This is a genomic window from Dyadobacter chenwenxiniae, from assembly GCF_022869785.1.
Lineage (GTDB): Bacteria > Bacteroidota > Bacteroidia > Cytophagales > Spirosomataceae > Dyadobacter > Dyadobacter chenwenxiniae.
Map to the genome: position 1 here is coordinate 5,649,387 of NZ_CP094997.1, position 18,137 is coordinate 5,667,523.

Annotated in this window: 17 protein-coding genes; 13 read left to right on the top strand and 4 right to left on the bottom strand. The window is 44.3% G+C overall.

Going from position 1 to position 18,137, the window contains the following annotated elements:
* Window positions 1-35 precede the first annotated feature (35 nt).
* The 5 genes from leuC to MUK70_RS24205 all read left to right on the top strand — a co-directional run bounded on the left by leuC (window position 36) and on the right by MUK70_RS24205 (window position 6,258).
* Window positions 36-1,439: a 3-isopropylmalate dehydratase large subunit gene (leuC, locus tag MUK70_RS24185; RefSeq protein ID WP_234658437.1), complete on the top strand. Its 1,404-nt coding sequence runs from the start codon at window positions 36-38 to the stop codon at window positions 1,437-1,439.
* An 18-nt stretch (window positions 1,440-1,457) separates the two neighbouring features.
* Window positions 1,458-2,054 (top strand): 3-isopropylmalate dehydratase small subunit, encoded by a 597-nt coding sequence (gene leuD / locus MUK70_RS24190; protein WP_234605950.1) that lies wholly within the window; start codon window positions 1,458-1,460, stop codon window positions 2,052-2,054.
* 83 nt (window positions 2,055-2,137) lie between these two features.
* Window positions 2,138-3,709 carry a hydroxymethylglutaryl-CoA lyase-like TIM-barrel protein gene (locus tag MUK70_RS24195; protein ID WP_234658436.1) on the top strand — a complete coding sequence of 524 codons (1,572 nt, stop codon included), beginning with the start codon at window positions 2,138-2,140 and terminating at the stop codon, window positions 3,707-3,709.
* A 58-nt stretch (window positions 3,710-3,767) separates the two neighbouring features.
* Window positions 3,768-4,838 carry a 3-isopropylmalate dehydrogenase gene (gene leuB, locus MUK70_RS24200; RefSeq protein ID WP_234658435.1) on the top strand — a complete coding sequence of 357 codons (1,071 nt, stop codon included), beginning with the start codon at window positions 3,768-3,770 and terminating at the stop codon, window positions 4,836-4,838.
* 262 nt (window positions 4,839-5,100) lie between these two features.
* The gene (locus MUK70_RS24205; protein WP_234658434.1) at window positions 5,101-6,258 is read left to right on the top strand and encodes a 2-isopropylmalate synthase; all 1,158 of its coding nucleotides are present in this window, start codon (window positions 5,101-5,103) and stop codon (window positions 6,256-6,258) included.
* Between the two features lie 138 nt (window positions 6,259-6,396).
* Here the strand turns inward: MUK70_RS24205 and purU are convergent, their stop codons facing one another.
* Window positions 6,397-7,206 carry a formyltetrahydrofolate deformylase gene (gene purU / locus MUK70_RS24210; RefSeq protein ID WP_229208519.1) on the bottom strand — a complete coding sequence of 270 codons (810 nt, stop codon included), beginning with the start codon at window positions 7,204-7,206 and terminating at the stop codon, window positions 6,397-6,399.
* Between the two features lie 141 nt (window positions 7,207-7,347).
* Here purU and msrC point away from each other — a divergent pair, with 141 nt between their 5' ends.
* Window positions 7,348-7,833, top strand: a complete 486-nt coding sequence (gene msrC / locus MUK70_RS24215; protein ID WP_234658433.1) for a free L-methionine (R)-S-oxide reductase MsrC — start codon at window positions 7,348-7,350, stop codon at window positions 7,831-7,833.
* A gap of 64 nt (window positions 7,834-7,897) precedes the next feature.
* Here msrC and MUK70_RS24220 read toward each other — a convergent pair whose 3' ends face one another.
* Window positions 7,898-8,194 (bottom strand): muconolactone Delta-isomerase family protein, encoded by a 297-nt coding sequence (locus tag MUK70_RS24220; protein WP_234605939.1) that lies wholly within the window; start codon window positions 8,192-8,194, stop codon window positions 7,898-7,900.
* Between the two features lie 279 nt (window positions 8,195-8,473).
* Between MUK70_RS24220 and MUK70_RS24225 the strand changes: the two genes are divergently transcribed.
* The 6 genes from MUK70_RS24225 (at window position 8,474) to MUK70_RS24250 (ending at window position 14,447) form a co-directional block, all read left to right on the top strand.
* Window positions 8,474-9,043, top strand: a complete 570-nt coding sequence (locus MUK70_RS24225; protein WP_082216802.1) for an RNA polymerase sigma factor — start codon at window positions 8,474-8,476, stop codon at window positions 9,041-9,043.
* On the top strand, window positions 9,012-10,556 hold the full coding sequence (locus MUK70_RS24230) for an outer membrane beta-barrel protein (protein ID WP_234658432.1): 1,545 nt from the start codon (window positions 9,012-9,014) through the stop codon (window positions 10,554-10,556). The genes MUK70_RS24225 and MUK70_RS24230 overlap by 32 nt, the downstream gene beginning before the upstream one ends.
* Window positions 10,557-10,633: 77 nt before the next feature.
* The gene (locus MUK70_RS24235; RefSeq protein WP_234658431.1) at window positions 10,634-11,869 is read left to right on the top strand and encodes a serpin family protein; all 1,236 of its coding nucleotides are present in this window, start codon (window positions 10,634-10,636) and stop codon (window positions 11,867-11,869) included.
* A 190-nt stretch (window positions 11,870-12,059) separates the two neighbouring features.
* The gene (locus MUK70_RS24240; protein WP_234658430.1) at window positions 12,060-13,349 is read left to right on the top strand and encodes an LVIVD repeat-containing protein; all 1,290 of its coding nucleotides are present in this window, start codon (window positions 12,060-12,062) and stop codon (window positions 13,347-13,349) included.
* Window positions 13,350-13,393: 44 nt separating this feature from the next.
* Complete coding sequence (locus tag MUK70_RS24245) at window positions 13,394-13,963, top strand: hypothetical protein (RefSeq protein WP_234658429.1); 570 nt, start codon at window positions 13,394-13,396, stop codon at window positions 13,961-13,963.
* A gap of 4 nt (window positions 13,964-13,967) precedes the next feature.
* Window positions 13,968-14,447, top strand: coding sequence for an META domain-containing protein (locus MUK70_RS24250; protein WP_234658428.1), 480 nt, complete (start codon window positions 13,968-13,970; stop codon window positions 14,445-14,447).
* On the opposite strand, the gene MUK70_RS24255 is transcribed toward MUK70_RS24250, so the two are convergent.
* The gene (locus tag MUK70_RS24255; protein WP_234658426.1) at window positions 14,434-15,540 is read right to left on the bottom strand and encodes a glycosyltransferase family protein; all 1,107 of its coding nucleotides are present in this window, start codon (window positions 15,538-15,540) and stop codon (window positions 14,434-14,436) included. The genes MUK70_RS24250 and MUK70_RS24255 overlap by 14 nt on opposite strands.
* The gene (locus MUK70_RS24260) at window positions 15,537-16,409 is read right to left on the bottom strand and encodes a UDP-2,3-diacylglucosamine diphosphatase (RefSeq protein ID WP_234658424.1); all 873 of its coding nucleotides are present in this window, start codon (window positions 16,407-16,409) and stop codon (window positions 15,537-15,539) included. Before MUK70_RS24260 ends, MUK70_RS24255 begins: the two co-directional genes overlap by 4 nt.
* A gap of 177 nt (window positions 16,410-16,586) precedes the next feature.
* Between MUK70_RS24260 and MUK70_RS24265 the strand changes: the two genes are divergently transcribed.
* On the top strand, window positions 16,587-18,035 hold the full coding sequence (locus MUK70_RS24265; RefSeq protein WP_234658423.1) for an energy transducer TonB: 1,449 nt from the start codon (window positions 16,587-16,589) through the stop codon (window positions 18,033-18,035).
* Window positions 18,036-18,137 lie beyond the last annotated feature (102 nt).

Below are 18,137 nucleotides of genomic sequence, written 5' to 3' on the forward strand. Positions count from 1 at the left end.
CAGTCTTGAAGAGGCGAAATTTTAATAAATATAAAATGAGTAATCAAGCAAATACCCTTTTCGATAAGGTGTGGGACGCACACGTTGTTCGTAAAATTGCAGATGGTCCGGATGTGTTCTTCATCGACCGTCATTTTATCCACGAAGTGACCAGCCCGGTTGCATTCCTGGGTCTCGAAAGCAGAAATATAGGCGTAATGTATCCGGAAAGAACATTTGCCACAGCCGACCACAACACTCCAACGATTAACCAACACCTCCCGGTAGCGGATCCACTTTCTGCAAATCAGTTGAAAGCATTGGAAACCAACTCACTAAAATATGGCATTTCGCATTGGGGACTTGGTCACGCAAGAAATGGAATTGTTCACGTGGTGGGTCCTGAAAATGGAATTACACTTCCCGGCATGACAATCGTTTGCGGGGATTCTCATACATCGACACACGGCGCTTTTGGTGCAATTGCCTTTGGTATAGGCACTTCTGAGGTTGAAATGGTGCTTTCTTCGCAATGCATTATGCAGCCGAAGCCTAAGAAAATGCGTGTGAATGTTGTTGGAGAGTTAGGCAAAGGAGTTACGCCAAAAGACGTTACTTTATATATCATTTCAAAACTGACAACTGCCGGCGCAACGGGATATTTCGTTGAATACGCAGGTGAGGTTTTTGAAAAAATGAGCATGGAAGGCCGTATGACGGTTTGTAACATGAGCATTGAAATGGGCGCACGCGGCGGCATGATCGCACCGGATGAAACCACTTTTGCATATATCAATGGCCGTGACCAGGCTCCAAAAGGAGAGAAGTGGGACAAGGCATTGGCATATTGGAAAACGCTTAAAACGGACGAAGGCGCTGTTTTTGACAAAGAATATACGTTTGACGCTGCCGACATTGAGCCAATGATCACTTACGGAACGAACCCGGGAATGGGTCAGGGAATTTCCAGGAATATCCCAACTTCGGAACAAGTTGAAGGTGGAAAGTCTACATATGATAAGTCATTGGCTTACATGGGCTTTCATGAAAATGAATCCATGTTAGGAAAGAAAATTGATTACGTTTTCATCGGAAGCTGCACAAACGGACGCATTGAAGATTTCCGTGCATTTGCTTCGATTGTAAAAGGTCGTAAAAAGGCCGATAATGTGACGGCTTGGGTTGTTCCGGGTTCACACATTGTGGAGGCTCAGATTAAAGAAGAGGGGATTTTAGACATTCTTACCGAAGCTGGTTTTGAACTTCGTCAGCCTGGATGTTCAGCTTGTCTGGCAATGAATGATGACAAAATTCCGGCTGGAAAATATGCTGTCAGCACTTCAAACCGCAATTTCGAAGGTCGTCAAGGCCCGGGCGCGAGAACGCTTTTAGCTAGTCCGTTGGTGGCTGCCGCTGCTGCGGTAACCGGAGTAGTTACAGACCCTAGAGACCTTCTTTAATTCAAACCCGACATTAACATGGCTTACGATAAATTCACATTATTAAGAAGTACGGCAGTTCCTTTGCCGATAGAAAACGTTGATACAGACCAGATTATCCCGGCACGTTTTCTTAAAGCAACCAAGCGCGAGGGATTTGGTGATAATCTTTTCCGCGACTGGCGCTACAATGGCGACAACACGCCCAAGGCAGATTTTGTATTAAATAACCCGATATACAAGGGAAAAATCCTGGTTGGCGGACATAACTTCGGAAGCGGATCGAGCCGTGAGCATGCTGCGTGGGCAATTTATGATTACGGTTTCCGCTGTGTTGTGTCCAGCTTTTTTGCTGATATTTTTAAAGGGAACTCGTTGAATATCGGTATTTTACCTGTTCAGGTAAGTCCCGAGTTTCTGGATAAGATTTTCCTCGCCATTGAGGCAGATCCAAATGCTGAGTTTGAAGTAAATCTTGAGAAACAAACGATCACGATAGTTAGCTCTGGCGAATCTGAATCTTTCGATATCAATGGTTATAAAAAGCATAATATGATCAATGGCTTTGACGATATCGATTATCTGCAAGCCATGAAAGGAGAGATTAAGGAGTTTGAAGCAGAGAGAATTTATTAATAAGCTTTCGGCTGTCGGCGATCGGCTTTCGGTATTTTCCGAATCAGGGCCGACAGCTGGCAGCCGACAGCCGACAGCCCCCTATGAACAGCCGCTATATTGAGATAATGGACACGACACTTCGCGATGGTGAGCAAACCAGTGGCGTGTCGTTTTCCGCATCAGAAAAATTGACCATTGCGCAGATCCTGTTACAGGAAGTGAAAGTGGACCGCATTGAAGTCGCTTCTGCCCGTGTTTCGGAAGGAGAATTTCAGGCCGTTCAAAAAATTGCCGAGTGGGCAAAGGCAAATGGTTTTCTGGATAAAATTGAAGTCCTGACATTTGTGGATGGCGATGCTTCCATCAACTGGATGTTAGAATCCGGTGCCAAAGTGATGAATCTTTTGACTAAAGGTTCGCTTAATCATTTGAAACACCAGCTCAAAAAAACGCCCCAGGAGCATTTTGAGGACATTCGAAAGGTAATTGAACTGGCCGAGAATAGCGGAATTGACTGCAATGTTTATCTCGAAGATTGGAGCAATGGCATGCGGGATTCGCCTGAATATGTTTATCAATCGCTTGATTTTCTTGTTACTCAGCCGGTCAAAAGGATTCTTTTACCGGACACACTGGGTATTCTAACTCCCTCAGAATCATACAGTTTTGTAAAAGCCATTGTTGACCGTTATCCTAACAGCCATTTCGAGTTTCACGCGCATAATGACTATGACCTGAGCATTGCGAATGTCATGGAAGCATTGCGTGCAGGTGTGCATGGCCTGCACTTAACGGTGAACGGAATGGGTGAAAGAACGGGTAATGCGCCACTTGCGAGCACGATTGCGGTGATAAATGACCTGATGCCGGAGTTCAAAACTTCGGTTAATGAGCGTTCATTGTATTCTGTAAGCAAGCTTGTTGAGACCTTTTCCGGGATTCGGATTCCTGCTAATAAGCCCATTGTTGGAGAAAGTGTTTTTACGCAAACGGCCGGCATTCATGCCGATGGGGATAAAAAGAATAATCTCTATTTCAGTAAGTTAATGCCTGAAAGATTCGGTCGTCAGCGGCTTTATGCTTTGGGTAAAACTTCCGGGAAAGCCAATATTGAAAACAATCTGCGGGATCTGGGGATTTCGCTTTCTGATTCGGATCTCAAAAAAGTGACTCAGCGGATCATCGAACTCGGCGATCGCAAAGAAGCGGTTACACCCGAGGATCTGCCGTACATCATTTCCGACATTTTGGCGAGCAATGCGATTGAGGAAAAGGTTGTGATCGTCAATTATGTGTTAACGCATTCGAAAAACTTGAAACCTTCGGCCACATTGCAGATCAAATTTGGCGAAGAAGTTTTTGAAGAAAATGCGCAGGGTGACGGTCAGTATGACGCTTTTATGAACGCACTCAAAAAGATTTATAGCCGAAAATGCATCAGTTTGCCGATGTTGACGGACTATGCAGTTCGCATTCCTCCAGGTGGAAAGACGGACGCGCTTTGCGAAACGATCATTACTTGGGCAATCAATGGCAAAGATGTTAAAACCAGAGGCTTAGACTCCGATCAGACCGTTTCCGCGATTATGGCAACACAGAAAATGCTGAATTTGATTGGCATTCCGTCAGCAACCGAGTTGACGCCGGAGATCCCGTTGGTAAGCGCCATTTAACAGCTGCGCTATCGACATTGATTTAATTTAAATTACTGATTATCAATTCAAATAATTAATGAAAAAAAATATCCTAATCGTTCCGGGTGATGGAATCGGACAAGAAGTTACAGAAGTTGGAAAAAGTGTTTTGGTGAAAATCGCTGAGAAATTCGGTCATGAATTCAGCTATGATGAAGCATTAATGGGCCACGTTGCGATTGAAGCAACCGGAAACCCGCTTCCTGATGAAACGCTTGAAAAAATGCGCAATTCAGACGCAATCCTTTTCGGAGCCGTGGGCCATCCCAAATATGATAATGATCCAACTGCAAAAGTTCGTCCGGAACAGGGCTTGCTGAAAATGCGTAAGGAACTTGGCCTATATGCCAATTTGCGCCCTATTAAATTATTTGACGAGCTTTTAGGTGCTTCTTCTATCAAGCCGGAAATCTTGAAAGGTTCGGATATTCTCTTCTTCCGCGAGCTTACGGGTGACATTTATTTCGGAGAAAAAGGCCGTAAAAACGATAATAACACAGCTTATGACATTGCTGAATACAGCAGATACGAAGTGGAGCGCATTGGCCGTAAAGCATTCGAAGCTGCTCGCACGCGTGGCAAAAGATTAATGTCAGTTGATAAAGCCAATGTGTTGGAAACAAGCCGCTTGTGGCGAGAAGTGATCCAGGCGCTTGCTCCCGAATATCCGGATGTTACGGTTGAACACCAGTTTGTGGATTCGGCCGCCATGTTGCTGATCAAAGATCCAAGACGCTTTGATGTTGTGGTTACGGCGAACTTGTTTGGAGATATCCTGACAGACGAAGCCAGCCAGATTGCCGGGTCAATGGGCATGTTGGCATCTGCTTCTGTAGGAGATAGCACAGGCGTTTACGAGCCAATCCATGGTTCTGCGCACGACATTACGGGAAAAGGAATTGCTAATCCGTTGGCCTCTGTCCTTTCGGCGGCTCTTCTGCTCGACATTTCATTCGGCTTGAAAGAAGAATCTGATGCGATAATTGCCGCTGTTGATAAGCTGTTGAAAGACGGTTTCAGAACTAAGGATATTTCAGACTCTTCGACGCCTGCTCACCTGCTTTTGAACACACAATCGGCTGGTGCTGAGCTTTTGAAAAGAATCTGATTTTTTAGAAGTTTTGCCAAATAATATTTGTTTGAAGGAAAACTTATGTTTTATTTGCAGAACAAAATGTTGTTAGCGAAATTTCGCCACCTGATATCATGAACGCACTCGAATTGAACCTTAATCTCCTGATTTTGCTAACACCGTGAAGACGGGAAAGGTCGTGTTTTGATTCGTTTAAAACCCTTTCTCTAATCCGGAAAGGGTTTTATATTGTTTGAAATTTATTAAATTCGTATCCATTAAATTTTAATTCCCACCAATGAGTAATCGAGTCCAGATCTTCGACACAACTTTGCGAGACGGCGAGCAGGTTCCTGGCAGCCAATTAACGACAGAAGAAAAGATTGTTGTAGCCAAGCAGCTCGAAATACTCGGTGTAGACATTATTGAGGCGGGCTTCCCGGTTTCAAGCCCTGGCGACTTTAATTCTGTGGTTGAAATTTCGAAAGCAGTGCGTGAACCGATCATTTGCGCGCTCTCACGGGCTGTTCCCGGGGACATTGATGCGGCTGCTCATGCATTGCAATACGCGCGGCGAGGACGGATTCACACAGGCATCGGTTCTTCGGATATTCATATTCAGCACAAATTCAATACGACGCGGGAGAAGATCCTTGAAAGAGCGATAACCGCGACGAAATATGCGAAAAGTAAGGTTGAGGATGTAGAGTTTTATTGCGAAGATGCAGGTCGGGCGGACCTTGTCTTTCTTGCCCAACTGGTCGAAGCGGTAATCGGCGCTGGCGCAACCGTTGTCAATATTCCGGACACAACAGGATATTGCCTTCCAGACGAATACGGCTCAAAAATCAAATACATTTTTGAGAACGTTTCGAACATTCATAAAGCGGTTATTTCTATTCACTGCCATAATGACCTTGGATTGGCAACGGCCAATTCTATCGCAGGCATAAGCCAGGGTGCGCGCCAGGTGGAGGTTACAATAAACGGAATTGGCGAGCGTGCCGGAAATACGTCTTTGGAAGAGGTTGTGATGGCATTAACGGTTCACAAGGAACTTGGTTTGGAAACGGGCGTTAATACGCAATTTATTTATCCGACCAGTCAATTGGTGTCAAAAATGATGCGTATGCCGGTCCAGGCTAACAAGGCGATAGTGGGACGAAACGCGTTCGCACATTCATCCGGAATTCACCAGGATGGTTTCCTGAAACACCAGTTGACGTACGAAATTATGAACCCACAGGATGTGGGAGTTGACAAATCTGACATTGTGCTTACAGCCCGTAGCGGTAGACATGCTTTGAAGCACCGCCTAGAATTACTTGGATTCAGCTTCGACAAGCCAGCATTGGATGAATTGTACACAAGATTCCTGGAAGTGGCCGATTTGAAGAAGGAAGTGAACGACGCAGATCTGGTCGATTTGGCCCGTACGGCGATCCCAGTGGAATAATTAGAAAATCATTAAAAAGCATAACCCATTGAATCTGAATTTGATGTTTTAAAGAATTATTTGTAACATTACATATTCAATAACATCCATCAGATTGCAAAAAGCCCTCGGTGATTCTGACTAAGGGCTTTTTTCTTGTTACAGGATAATGGTACGATTGCCGTGAATAAACACGCGATCATTGAAAACGAGCTTCAAAGCCTTCGACAAAACTCCCTTTTCAGTATCCCTTCCCAGCGTAGCCATATCTGATGCAGTTTGTCTGTGATCTACCGATTTAACATCCTGCGCAATGATCGGCCCTTCGTCTAAATCGTTGTTTACAAAATGTGCTGTGGCTCCAATAATTTTGACACCGCGCTCATAAGCTTGGCGGTAAGGATTCGCGCCAATGAACGCCGGAAGAAAGGAATGGTGAATGTTAATGATCTTGTCCGGGAAATGATCTACAAAATTCGGCGTGATCACGCGCATGTATTTTGCCAAAACCAAATATTCCGGCCGGTAAATGTCTAATGTTCTTAGAATCGCTTCCTCATGCTCTTCCCGCGAACGGTTTTCGTGCGAAATAAAATGAAATGGAATGCCAAATTTACCTACAAGTGGCTGCAAAGTGTTATAGTTGCTGATCACAGCCAAGATGGTCGCATCCAGTTCGTCAAATGCATAACGAATCAGCAATTCACCAAGGCAATGGTGCTCCTTGGTGACCATGAGTACAATATCCTTCTTCTTTTTTGGGTTAATGCGCAGGTTTAGTCCGGCTGGCAGGTCAGACTTCAAAACTTCCATTAGTTTGTCAATATCTGTTTCGCCTTCAAACTCTGTCCGCATGAAGAAATATTTGGAAGGGCTAACGTATTCATCATTGCGTATAATGTTCTGATTATGAGCAAATAGTATGCGGGTAACCTGGTAAATCAAGCCTTTATGATCGGGCCCGTCCATCAATAGGATATGTCGTTGGATCATTCGTTTTAAACTAAATGGACTTAAAATTAATATTTAACCAGCTATATTTTTTCAAAGGTTGCGGTAACTTATCTCCTTTACCGGCTGTTTCAAAGACTGACATCGATATTTACCGCAATGGCAGAAGAACTATTACTCCCTACAAACACCGACAGAGCGACGGTTTACAATGCATTATTTCCTCAAATTGAGGCATTAATAAGTACGGAAAGCGACCTGATCGCCAACCTGGCGAATGTTGCCGCAGCATTAAAAGAAGCATTCGGCTTTTTTTGGGTAGGATTTTATATTGTAAAAGAAGGCCAGTTGGTGCTGGGACCATTTCAAGGGCCTATCGCCTGCACACGCATTGCATTCGACAAAGGTGTCTGCGGAGCGAGTTATAGTCAGAAAAAGACATTAATTGTGCCCGACGTAGAGGAATTCCCGGGTCACATTGCGTGTAATTCGGCTTCCAGATCCGAGATCGTTTTACCCGTTTTTCACCGGAATGGAACCGTGGCAATGGTGTTGGACGTGGATAGTGACCAGCTCGACGATTTCAGCGAAACAGACGCTCGCGAACTGGGGAAAATTCTTAGGCTAATAGAAAGAAAATTGTAGCAGATAATGCAAAAAAGCCTCGCTATCGATGAATAGCAAGGCTTTTTGTTTATTTAATTAAAACCTAGTTCAAAGAAAACATAGGCAATCTCAGCGCAACAACATTGTTGAACATGAGTTTGGATATTTTTGGATCCATGTAATCAATCAGCGGAAACTCCGAAACGAGCGACATTACTTCAAACTCGCTGTCCGCCCTCACCACACACCAGAGTTTGGAGTAATCATCCGAAAGCGCATAGGACATCAATCGTCCCTGCTCCATCATTTCATTAATTTTCTTTCTCTGAGCAGGTATTTTCGCTGTAAAATCTTCCGACATAACAGCCGGAAGTTGAATTTCAACCATGTATTGGCTCATAGGTGATAGAAGTTAGGTGTACAGAAATACCTTAGCGTTTACCTCACTTGTATTAAAAGGATATGTATCGATGAATAGTTCCTGCATGTAATGTAGCAAACATTCTCAAAAAACCTTTTTTACTTTTTCCAACCATTTTAATGTTGATCGTGTCAAACCTATTACGAATTGCCTTGTTCAGAATTGCGCAATGCGTTAGCCATGAAGCAGTATTCAATTATCTTTGGGATAGTGGTGCTGATTTACATATAAACCGAACGAAGCACCCCTAAACTTCGGATGACCTTTAACGAACAGGAACTAGTGCAAGGCTGCAAGCAGCGCAACAGGACTGCCCAAAGACAACTTTATGACGTCTTCGGGGGCAAGCTGTTTGCTATATGCCTGCGCTACACTAAAAACCGGACGGATGCGGAGGATGTTTTACAGGATGCGTTCATTAAGATATATGAAAATATAGATTCTTTCAGGAACGATAGCCCGTTGGAGTATTGGCTCCGTTCTGTAGTAGTGAATACAGCATTAAACCATCTGAGGCAGCAGAAATATTTGAAAGACCTGGATGACATTGATTTACACCATAATGGCATTGCTGATAAGGAAGTAACATTGGGGGATTTTCAGTTGAAACAACTTTTGGAAGTAATACAAGAGTTGCCGCCTGGATGCCAGACTATATTTAACCTGTATGCCATTGAAGGTTATCAGCACAATGAAATAGCCCAAAAATTGGGCATATCAGAAGGAACGTCGAAGTCGCAATATGCGCGGGCAAGAGGACTTCTTCAACAAAAATTGAACAAAGAAAAAAGATTTAATGATGGATCCGTCCGAGATAAACAACTTTGAAGATCAGTGGCGAAAGGCTTTGAAGGAAGCCTCCGAAGCTCCTCCTCAATCCGTTTGGGAGGGCATTGAGGCGCGTCTTGATCAGCAGGAAGATAAGGGATTGATACTGCCGATTTGGTGGCAGTCGTCTAAGATATGGTATGCAGCAGCGTCGATAGCAGCACTTCTATTAGTTGGCGGTGGTATATGGTATTCAAATTCAGGCATGAAAGGAAGCAAAGTCAACCACGAAATCGCTGCCAGCCAGAATCCGAAAGCTGGTATTTCTGCTGAAAATGAATCCACTAAAAGCAGCGCCGAAATAGAAAGTAATGCAGATGTAAGCGCTGATGTGAATAAGGAGCAATTGGCGTTGGAGGAAAGTAAAGCTGAAAGTGCTTCGGACGCGGTGAGAAACAATGCATTAAGATCAGATAGCAAAGGAGCAACCACTGCTTCCCGAAATGCTGATGCTGCGAGAAGGTCTGATATAAAAGCAGGAAGCACTGGCAATACGCCGGCTCAGGGCCCGGATAATGCATTGGCCCAGGTTCAAAAACCAGCGGCTACGGCAATTGAAAACAAAATCAATGAAGATTACGCTGCTGCTGTGACAAAAGAGAGCACTGTTAATGATGAAGCAGTCGCTGCAACGGAATCCACAATGGCGCTTGCGTTGTTGCCTACAACGCCTTACAGTGACCTGGACATACACGTGCAAAAACGCTACGTTTATTTTCGCCCAGACGCTAAGATTGAAGAACCCGTCGAACCTGTAAAACACACAGAATACTATGCGGCACTCAGCCTTATGCCGGCCTCTTTTAATCCAAACGTGAAAGTAAAAGCAGCGCCAGTTGGCTTTTCCGGACAATCATTATCGACAAGAAAGGCCGTCACAGGAAGTAGCGAGGCAGGTGCTTCCTACGCCGTGCAAACGCAAGGCGGGATGAAGCTTTCGAAACATTGGTCGGTTGAAATGGGCGTAAGCTATCTGAAAGGAAACTCAACTTATGAAGGCGGGGGCTATGTGATGAATGCATTCAGCAATAAGTCTGCGAATGTTTTGGAGAACGCCTATGCAGGCTTAGCACCTGGTTATGCCGGAATGAATGGAGATAAAGCGGCGGATTTTGTCAATAACGGGGCACTTTACATTGATGTTGCCAAAACGGTGAGCAATAATTATCACTATCTGCAGCTGCCGGTTCAAGCCGGGTTCACTATCTATCCGGAGAAAAAGTTTAATGCTTCCATTCTGGGTGGAATGATGGCCAATTTCTTCCTCAGCAATGAGCTGGAATCGGCATCGGGCGAAATCATAACCACCAAGGCCAGCGACGAAATATACAGAAGCATGAACTGGGCCGCCACTACAGGCTTGCGATTCAATTACAGGCTTTCCACACGCTGGAATGCGAACCTGACGGGATCTTACCAGAAATCTGTGACATCTGGTTTCCGATCTAACCAAAGTTTGGAATCCCGCCCTTATTTGTATGGCATTTCATGGGGAATGCGCTATTCTTTTTGAAATAAATGCAATCCGGTTCCAACCATTTTTTGATTTTGAGTTTCTAGGATAATGTAGATTCAGAAAATCTATTAGCCATGAACAAGATTCTTAAATCATTATTAATCCCAGGAGTCGTTGCCAGCGCAATGATCGGCTGTACCAACGACAATCCCGGTCCGGACAGTGTGCCGGATCCGGTGTACCCGGTTCAGATTCCAGCTCGTATTTCAGCAGGAACAAATGAATTTGCATTCAATTTCCTTCACACCTTGCAGCAAACGGAGGCTCCCGAGGAAAATCTCTTTGTATCGCCGCTAAGCCTGCATATGGCACTAGGCATGCTGCTGAATGGGGCCGAGCAGGAAACCGCAGATGAAATTCTTAAAGCCCTTGAGATGGAAGGCGTATCACTGGTGGATCTCAACAATGCTTACAAAACGCTAATTAATGACCTGCCGGTTGCTGATTCCAAAGTTAAACTGGGCCTTGCCAATTCCCTTTGGTATAGAAGCGATTTTGCCGTAAAGCCGGATTTTCAATCGGTTTTGAAGAATTCATTCAATGCTGAAGCGACAGGCCTTCCCTTCGATAATGCGGCCAAAGACAAGATTAATCAGTGGGCGAGTGATAAAACCAATGGTAAGATTAAAAAAGTCATAGAAGAGATCAAGCCTGAGCACGTCATGTTCCTGCTTAATGCATTGTATTTCAAGGGAGACTGGAAATATCAGTTTGATGCGAAGAATACGAGGGACGAAACATTTAAACTGGAAAATGGAAGCAGCAAGTCAGTTAAAATGATGTATGCCAAATCCAGTTTCAAAAATTTCAGCGCCGCCAGTTACGACATGGTGCAGCTTCCCTACTCGAATGGGCAGTTTAATATGACATTGCTCGTTCCAAAAGGAGAAAACACGGTGAATAAAATGCTTGCGGACTTCAATTCCAGTGACTGGGAGAAGTTGCGCAACGGAACATCAGAGTCGAAAATAGAAGTAGGCTTACCCAGATTCACATTGGAATATTCAGCACAATTGAAAGCAACGCTGGAAAAAATGGGCATTCAAAAGGCATTCACATCCGCAGCAGAACTTGGGAAGATTAACCCAACAGCTGACCTGTTTGTAGATTTCGTAAAGCAGGATACTTACTTAGGCATTGATGAAAAAGGAACAGAAGCTGCCGCAGTGACTTCAATAGGCGTTGGTGCCACATCGGCTGGTCCGAATCCGAGGATCATCTGCGACCGCCCGTTTGCTTTAATCATCAGTGAAAATACGTCCAATACAATCCTCTTCATGGGCAGGATCAAGAGCCCAGAAAGTAAATAGCATGTTCTATTAGCCAAAATATCAAAGATAAAAAATGCCGGTAGTCCTGGCATTTTCGGGGTGCGTTATCGTCCGAAGGCCTTGCTTTCGGACGATTTTGTTTTAGGTTACAACCATTCACAAATCGCATGTGTCATGCAATAAACCAAGTATAAATGTAACTTTTACTGGCCTCTATAACCTAACCGCTATGAAAACTAATCCTTTACTCTTGTTAGTTGTTTTCGCTGCAATGTGCTGGTCATGCAATGACCAATGCACGGAGACCCGCATTACCAGACGCTTTACCAATGTTACGCATTCCCTTCTCGAATTGCGGACGATGGTCAAAAAGGAATCTCCGCGATCGTTGGAGCGTCCCGGTAAAATGTACATTAAGGGAGATTATCTGTTTGTAAATGAGATCAAGGAAGGCATCCATATCATTAATAACAAAGATAAGTCACACCCCGAATTTATGACCTTCATTCGTATCCCGGGAAACGGCGATATGGCCGTTCGGGACAACATTTTGTATGCTGATAGTTTTTCGGACCTTCTTGCGATTGACATTAGCGATCCTCTGAATCCAAAAGAAATCGAGCGGATCAAAAATGTTTTCAAAAATGGCCTTTTCGATGGCGGCACCTGGACATTAAACGAGACTACGGGTGCTATTAATGACCAGAATGTGGATTTGGTAACAGAAACAGTGACAGTGAATTGCGAAGAAGATGTTAGTCCCGGCTGGTGGGGTGGATGGTTTAATGACAGCTTCGCCCAATCTTCATTCTCCGGATCATCTTCCTCCGCACCAAGTTCGGGTGGCAGCAGCGGAAAAGCAGGCTCTATGGCGCGGTTCGCGTTGTATCAGAACTTTCTTTACACGGTGACACAAAACAGCCTGCATCTTTTCGATGTTAAAACACCGTCGAAACCGAAGGATTTTTCAACCATCAATTTTGGTTGGGGGATTGAGACCATTTTTCCTCATGAAAACAAGCTTTTCATTGGTTCAAACACCGGAATGTTCATTTTCGACAACAGTAATCCCGCTGACCCAAAACAACTCTCAACATTCCAGCATGGTCGCGCCTGCGACCCGGTGGTGGTGCAGGACAACATTGCCTATGTGACGATCAGGACCGGGACATTTTGTCAGGGATCGCAGAACCAGCTGGATCTTGTGGATGTGAGCAATCCCTCCTCGCCACAGCTAATCAAGAGCTATCAAATGGAGAACCCGCACGGTTTGAGCATTGATTCGCCTACATTGTTCCTCTGTGAAGGTGCACACGGACTGAAAGTTTTTGATGTAAAGGATAAATTCAAAATCGACAAAAATCTGTTGGCTCATTTCAAGGATATGGATGCCTTTGATGTGATCTCATTGGGAAAAACATTACTGCTTATAGGAAAAGACGGATTCTATCAGTACGATTCCAGTGATCCCAAGGATCTGAGGTTGCTTAGTAAAATCCCCGTAGGCAAAGCTATCTAGGCTATTTCCTATTCAAAATCATCCCGATGAAAAATGTAGCATTTATGATAATTGCAAACTGCTTGTTCCTCGCAAGCAGCTTGCAGGCGCAAAATCACGTTCCGCTGAAATACACAAACCATACTGAATTTGGCGGTTTGTTTGGTAGGGTAAAATATGGATTTCCCGGCAATCAGGGTCAGAATCAGGTGGATAACAGGCTTAATCTGACTTTGCAAACCTTTAATGGAGTCATGTTAAGTAATCGTCTGGCGGCTGGTATCACTGTTGGCGTGGACTGGTATAAAACAGCGTTACTAAACCCTGTCGCAGCAGGAATACGATTTGATCTTACTAAAAGGGGGGATGTAAGACTGTTTGCCACGGCAGATGCGGGCTACGCTTTTGCATGGTTTCATGATGATTCTGATGGTTTCGGAACAACCGGCGGGCTCATGATAAATCCTGGGGTAGGTCTTCGAATGGGCAAACCGGGCGGTACGGCAGTTACTTTCACAATGAGTTATAAAAGACAGGAAGCGCACATTACGAAAGTCCCGCTATGGAATCAGGTGGAACGTTGGGAAGATAGGGTTTATAACCGGCTTGCATTAAGATTAGGAATCAGCTTTTAAGGCCATGAAGCATACCATTTCATTTATTTCGTTCCTGATGCTGTTAGGATTAACGGCATTTCAATGTTCCGATTCGAATGCAGACGGCGAACAACGGGTCTGCTGCGCAATGCTGCCCTGCAGCGACGTGGCCTCCCTCAGCGGCACATGGCGGCTGGCTGGTTACCAGAACAACATCAGTGGAATAATGGACAATGATCCTGATACCGAAGGCAGAGGGGTTGTTTTCACATTTACGGATTCAGGCAAAGAAGGCAAAATCACCGGGCACACAGTTGCCAATGAAATTGAGGGAGCTTACACAATCTCATCAGCATGCGAATTGACAATAGAAACATTCGGTGGAACAAAAGTGGGTGAACCGGGATGGAGCGGCAAAGCCTGGCTCGTGTCGGGAGCCACAGGAAGTTATAAGCGGAATGGCAATCAGCTGATTCTGGGTTTTCAGAACGGTGCATATCGCATGATCTTCAAGAAGCAATAACCTTATTTTGTTCGCCAAAAGCCTCAATTTCTTTAAGAAACATCGCTTCTCCACGGTGATACCAGGAGCGGAATTTTTGAGATTGGTCAATATGTTTTGGCAAATAGTCAAGGATTATCGACAGATCGAAAGTTTTTGAAGTAACCCCCGCACCGGAGATTACGCCGTCCATGGCATTGCATTCTTGCTCAAAATGATTGGGAACAGGCACCATCATAACGGGTTTACCCAGATACATGGCCTCACAAACCGATTCAAAACCTGCCGTAGTAACAAGTGCAGTGCAGCTGGCAAGCATCTGCATGTATTTTTCACTGTGGATGCGATGAAAAGTTAGTGTTTCATCAAAAACAAACTCGTCGGAAACCTCCGTTTTATCCCAGAAACAATGCAGCCGAACCTCCGGATGAGCGAGATGCCATTCGATGATTTGCTTGCTGAGGCTGTGGTGCGTCATGTAAACCAGAAAGAAATCCTCGCTAACAGCCTTCATATTGACAACCTCACGTCGCAGCAATGGTGGAACGACGGTTATTTTGAGATCATTTCGGGACTCGATTTCCCGGAACGACAATGCCAGGCGCTTCGCAGAATGCCAAGAAGTAAATTTGGAGTTTAAGTTGATAATCAGCTGGTTTATCTTACTGTTCTTAGGGAAAATGAACCATGGGTGGAGCAGAAGATATTGATGCGCAATGCAAACCATCGGAATTTTGGAACGATACAGCACATTATATATGCCGCTGAATGTTTCGTAAAAACTAATGATCAAATCCGGCTGAATGTCTTCAATGGTCTTATTTATCAGACGCAATCCAGCTAAATATTCAGCGTGGTTTTTGAATAAATTATATACTGTAGCTTTCAGATTGATTCCCGCGACCTTGCTATTGTAAACAATGTTGGGTGCAGAAAAATGAAAAACCGGTGCTGATATTTGTTCTTCAAAAAAAACCGGAATAACTCGTCCTGGCGAAACACCCACCATTGCTGCCGCTATTTCATGGCCCGCATTCCGTAAAATCTGGCTCATAGAAATGGCCTGGGTTAGGTGCCCGCGCCCTTCTCCCTGAACAAGAAAGAGGATTTTCATAGGAATTGCTGGTTTTTCCCGGGGAGCAAGCTTGAAAATGCAACCTGCTTTTGAATGCTGCCGGGAAAGTCTTCAATGATCGCCTTAGGAGCCGCTTTTTTCGAAAACCCTTTCTCCTGAACCGTGTGCTGGTCGTAATAAAGCAAACTCCAGTTTCCTTCGAAATCTTCAACCAACGCGCTCAATGTTTCCACCCAATCGCCGGAATTCATGTACATGATGCCGTCTATTTCCCGGATGGCTGGGTGGTGAATATGCCCGCAGATCACGCCATCGCAATTTCTGGAACGGGCCAGCTCGGTAAGCTTTTCTTCGAAGTCGGTCATGTAATTAACAGCCATTTTCACAGACTGCTTAATGCGCTGTGAAAGCGAATAATACGACAATCCGCGCCATGCCCGATATTTGTTGTACAGCTTATTAACCCACAAAAGGAAAGTGTAACCCATATCACCGAGGTAAGCGAGCCATTTCAAATGGGTTGTGATGGAGTCAAAAACGTCGCCGTGTGTAATGTAATATCGTTGAGAACCTGAGGTGAGAATGTAGTCTTTTCGAATCTGAAAGTGCTTTCCAAGCCTTAGGGGAATGATTTGATCCAGAAAATCATCGTGATTGCCGCGGATGTAGATCACTTTGGTTTTGTTTTCCTCGATCATTTTCAAAACCCGTTTGAAAAACATCGTATGCTTCCGTTTCCAGACCCCGTATTTTTTCAACTGCCAGGCGTCGATAATGTCGCCGTTCAGGATAAGCTTTTTGCAGGAATAGCTTTTCAAAAAATTTGTAACTTCTTCTGCCTTCGAACCACCTGCCCCGAGGTGTAAGTCAGAAATGATGATTGTTCGAAAGTGAGTTGTTTCTCCCATATTACAAATATTCTCATTTAACATTACCTGGATGTTACTGGCAGGTTATCAGATGGTTAAGAATATGAGTTAAAATACTTGAAATGCGCTTGTAGAAGTAGTTAAGCGTTATTTGCGGTTACTTATGGAAATCAAAAGAATACTTTTTTTATATTTGTTTGAACAATTTTATACTTCATGAGGCGACTTTTCTTTCTGTTTTACATTTGCAGCGCAACCGTTTTTGGTCAAAAAATACATTTGCCACACGAAGTTGAGAAAGCCGCTGAACCGGCTGGCGGCCACACGCATATTGGACAGTTTATTGCTTCCAATGTTCAGATCCCGTTTTTGAGTTCTATAAAAGGGATTAATGGCCGGGTTTATGTAAAAGGAGTCGTGGAGCCGGACGGGAGCATGTCACAGCTTGAAGTTACCCGTGGCCTGGATTCTCTGATCAATAAAGAGGCCATCCGTATTCTCAGCCTGTACAAAGCCTGGAAGCCAGCGGAGTGGAAGGGCGAAAAAGTACGGCAATCGATAGTGTATCCTATTGCTTTCAAAACGCCCGCTCTTGCCAATTTTGATAGCGCGCGATTTGCTCTGGTTAACTATTTTGATAGCCAGTATATGCCTGAGAAAGATCCTAAGAGATACGAATTCAGAAGCATTATGCCCGTTAATGAGCAGGGTTATATCAATCAGGATGTGATTTATGAACAATTAAAAGGATCGAAATGGAAGGAAGTCGGCCGGGTGCCTTTTAAGAAGAAAGAGATTTGGCATCACATGGATATTCTTGAAAGTGGAGCCGATTCTGTAAAAGCTTATCTAGTGTATGCCAGGGATGATAATGAGGCAAGTCATTCGTCGGAAGCAATATTCCAGATGAATGGAAAATTGCTCTCCTACACAGAATATGGCCCTAATAACAAAGCCTCTCTCATCAAAAAATACGATCTCAACGGAATGGTAAGAGATTTACAGGTGCCGGCCGACAGTGCAGACCTGCATTTGTCTTGGTTTGACAACGGGCAGATGAGGACCGTAATAGAAACGCCGGTTCAGAAGCCTAATGAGTACAGAGAAAAGATATTTGTGAATGCTTGGAGCAAAGATGGGACACAGCTCGTTTCAGAAGGGGATGGCTATTGGAAATCATTAACCAGGACTTACGAGGGAAAGTTACTCTCGGAAGAAGGGCCTGTAATTGCCGGGAAAAAAAATGGCAAATGGCGTGGCAAATGGACAGATAGCACATTGCATTACGAAGAAACTTACGAGCTTGGCGTACTTACCCATGGCATTTCTTACGATGGAGGAGAAAAAAGGACTTACGAGCAAGCTGTCATCCAACCTCAGTTCAAGGGTGGCCCTAATAAGTTCTACAGATTTTTGGGCGAGAACATTCAATATCCATTGGAAGCATCCAGGCGTGGCGTTACCGGAAGGGTTTACCTTTCATTTGTCGTGTGTGAGGATGGCAGCATGTGTGACTATAAGGTAGAAAGTGGCGTTGGTTTTGGGCTTGATAAGGAAGCATTGCGCGTAGTTAAGAAAATGAGTGGAATGTGGGAGCCTGGTATGCTGCGTGGAAAAGTGGTTCGGGTAAAATATAACCTGCCTATCAATTTTCAAATGAATTAAGAGAGCATTCAACCACTTATCCTATTCCAAAGCCGGTCAAAGGCTTTGGAATTTTTTTTATACCAAAAAACAGTGAAATGTGATCTTGGTTTGATAATATTG

Bases quoted from the DNA above. Each gene is read 5' to 3' on its own strand.
- leuC (WP_234658437.1), top strand. From the start codon at position 36: ATGAGTAATCAAGCAAATACCCTTTTCGATAAGGTGTGGGACGCACAC.
- leuD (WP_234605950.1), top strand. From the start codon at position 1,458: ATGGCTTACGATAAATTCACATTATTAAGAAGTACGGCAGTTCCTTTG.
- MUK70_RS24195 (WP_234658436.1), top strand. From the start codon at position 2,138: ATGAACAGCCGCTATATTGAGATAATGGACACGACACTTCGCGATGGT.
- leuB (WP_234658435.1), top strand. From the start codon at position 3,768: ATGAAAAAAAATATCCTAATCGTTCCGGGTGATGGAATCGGACAAGAA.
- MUK70_RS24205 (WP_234658434.1), top strand. From the start codon at position 5,101: ATGAGTAATCGAGTCCAGATCTTCGACACAACTTTGCGAGACGGCGAG.
- purU (WP_229208519.1), bottom strand. From the start codon at position 7,206: ATGGACGGGCCCGATCATAAAGGCTTGATTTACCAGGTTACCCGCATA.
- msrC (WP_234658433.1), top strand. From the start codon at position 7,348: ATGGCAGAAGAACTATTACTCCCTACAAACACCGACAGAGCGACGGTT.
- MUK70_RS24220 (WP_234605939.1), bottom strand. From the start codon at position 8,194: ATGAGCCAATACATGGTTGAAATTCAACTTCCGGCTGTTATGTCGGAA.
- MUK70_RS24225 (WP_082216802.1), top strand. From the start codon at position 8,474: ATGACCTTTAACGAACAGGAACTAGTGCAAGGCTGCAAGCAGCGCAAC.
- MUK70_RS24230 (WP_234658432.1), top strand. From the start codon at position 9,012: ATGATGGATCCGTCCGAGATAAACAACTTTGAAGATCAGTGGCGAAAG.
- MUK70_RS24235 (WP_234658431.1), top strand. From the start codon at position 10,634: ATGAACAAGATTCTTAAATCATTATTAATCCCAGGAGTCGTTGCCAGC.
- MUK70_RS24240 (WP_234658430.1), top strand. From the start codon at position 12,060: ATGAAAACTAATCCTTTACTCTTGTTAGTTGTTTTCGCTGCAATGTGC.
- MUK70_RS24245 (WP_234658429.1), top strand. From the start codon at position 13,394: ATGATAATTGCAAACTGCTTGTTCCTCGCAAGCAGCTTGCAGGCGCAA.
- MUK70_RS24250 (WP_234658428.1), top strand. From the start codon at position 13,968: ATGAAGCATACCATTTCATTTATTTCGTTCCTGATGCTGTTAGGATTA.
- MUK70_RS24255 (WP_234658426.1), bottom strand. From the start codon at position 15,540: ATGAAAATCCTCTTTCTTGTTCAGGGAGAAGGGCGCGGGCACCTAACC.
- MUK70_RS24260 (WP_234658424.1), bottom strand. From the start codon at position 16,409: ATGGGAGAAACAACTCACTTTCGAACAATCATCATTTCTGACTTACAC.
- MUK70_RS24265 (WP_234658423.1), top strand. From the start codon at position 16,587: ATGAGGCGACTTTTCTTTCTGTTTTACATTTGCAGCGCAACCGTTTTT.